Origin of the sequence: Lysobacter sp. ISL-50, from assembly GCF_018612875.1 — a bacterium.
Taxonomy (GTDB): domain Bacteria; phylum Pseudomonadota; class Gammaproteobacteria; order Xanthomonadales; family Xanthomonadaceae; genus Lysobacter.
The window spans coordinates 8,173-8,649 of sequence record NZ_JAGGRI010000064.1 but is presented as its reverse complement, the minus strand read 5'-3'; the positions used below and the strand labels follow the sequence as shown (position 1 = coordinate 8,649).

General features: G+C 55.6%; 1 protein-coding gene. It reads left to right on the top strand.

Going from position 1 to position 477, the window contains the following annotated elements; genetic code table 11:
* A partial coding sequence (locus tag J7J50_RS24105; protein WP_215097597.1) for a hypothetical protein occupies positions 1-212 on the top strand: 212 nt, incomplete at its 5' end.
* Positions 213-477: the final 265 nt, after the last annotated feature.

Below are 477 nucleotides of genomic sequence, written 5' to 3'. Positions count from 1 at the left end.
CGCGAGACCAGGGACACCCGAAGGGCGGCGCACATGGACGTGCGCCGGGTGCCACCTTGGGCAGGATGCCCAATGTGGCACCTGCCTGCGCAAGCACCGCACTCGTGGCTTTTGACTCGAAACAGCTAAAGCCCTTTCTTTGGTTACTTTCTTTGTGGCTTTGGACAAAGAAAGTGACCCGCCGCTCCATGGCGGAAGCTTTAGGCGTTTGATCTTGCTCTTGCTCTTGCTTGAGGCTTCTTTTGCTCGTCATTCCCGCGAACGCGGGAATCCAGCGACTTCAAACGTTCTCGCACGAAAGGCACTGGATTCCCGCATTCGCGGGAATGACGGTAGGAGGGAGTGCGCAGGTCTGGTTGTTTCGTCTATCAGGAGCGTTCAGGTTCCTTAGAAGCTTCAAGCAAGATCAAACGCTACAAGCAAGATCAAACGCCTAAAGCTTCCGCCATGGAGCGGCGGGTCACTTTCTTTGTCCAA